Source organism: Faecalibacterium langellae (assembly GCF_002549775.1).
GTDB classification, from domain to species: Bacteria; Bacillota; Clostridia; order Oscillospirales; family Ruminococcaceae; genus Faecalibacterium; species Faecalibacterium langellae.
On sequence record NZ_NMTR01000005.1, the window covers coordinates 3094 to 4486 of the forward strand.

Here is a 1393-nt window from a genome sequence, read left to right on the forward strand (position 1 = left end):
TCAGGGCCCTCAAAATCGAACAATATCTACTCTGCTTGTTTGTTACCTGTCCGAAAGACTCTCATCTTCGATGTTTGTCTTTCGCCTGACTCCTTAGAAAGGAGGTGATCCAGCCGCAGGTTCTCCTACGGCTACCTTGTTACGACTTCACCCCAATCACCAGTTTTACCTTCGGCGGCGTCCTCCTTGCGGTTAGACTACCGACTTCGGGTCCCCCCGGCTCTCATGGTGTGACGGGCGGTGTGTACAAGGCCCGGGAACGTATTCACCGTGGCATGCTGATCCACGATTACTAGCAATTCCGACTTCGTGCAGGCGAGTTGCAGCCTGCAGTCCGAACTGGGACGTTGTTTCTGAGTTTTGCTCCACCTCGCGGTCTTGCTTCTCTTTGTTTAACGCCATTGTAGTACGTGTGTAGCCCAAGTCATAAAGGGCATGATGATTTGACGTCATCCCCACCTTCCTCCGTTTTGTCAACGGCAGTCTGGCCAGAGTCCTCTTGCGTAGTAACTGACCATAAGGGTTGCGCTCGTTGCGGGACTTAACCCAACATCTCACGACACGAGCTGACGACAACCATGCACCACCTGTCTCGCTGTCCCGAAGGAAAAACATATTTCTATGTCGGTCAACGGATGTCAAGACTTGGTAAGGTTCTTCGCGTTGCGTCGAATTAAACCACATACTCCACTGCTTGTGCGGGCCCCCGTCAATTCCTTTGAGTTTCAACCTTGCGGTCGTACTCCCCAGGTGGATTACTTATTGTGTTAACTGCGGCACTGAAGGGGTCAATCCTCCAACACCTAGTAATCATCGTTTACGGTGTGGACTACCAGGGTATCTAATCCTGTTTGCTACCCACACTTTCGAGCCTCAGCGTCAGTTGGTGCCCAGTAGGCCGCCTTCGCCACTGGTGTTCCTCCCGATATCTACGCATTCCACCGCTACACCGGGAATTCCGCCTACCTCTGCACTACTCAAGAAAAACAGTTTTGAAAGCAGTTCATGGGTTGAGCCCATGGATTTCACTTCCAACTTGTCTTCCCGCCTGCGCTCCCTTTACACCCAGTAATTCCGGACAACGCTTGTGACCTACGTTTTACCGCGGCTGCTGGCACGTAGTTAGCCGTCACTTCCTTGTTGGGTACCGTCATTATCTTCCCCAACAACAGGAGTTTACAATCCGAAGACCTTCTTCCTCCACGCGGCGTCGCTGCATCAGGGTTTCCCCCATTGTGCAATATTCCCCACTGCTGCCTCCCGTAGGAGTCTGGGCCGTGTCTCAGTCCCAATGTGGCCGTTCAACCTCTCAGTCCGGCTACCGATCGTCGCCTTGGTGGGCCGTTACCTCACCAACTAGCTAATCGGACGCGAGGCCATCTCAAAGCGGATT

Annotated in this window: 1 rRNA gene; it reads right to left on the reverse strand. The window is 53.0% G+C overall.

Annotated features, from left to right (window positions below):
• Positions 1-97: 97 nt before the first annotated feature.
• A 16S ribosomal RNA gene (locus CGS49_RS02640) occupies positions 98-1393 on the reverse strand; the annotation flags it as partial.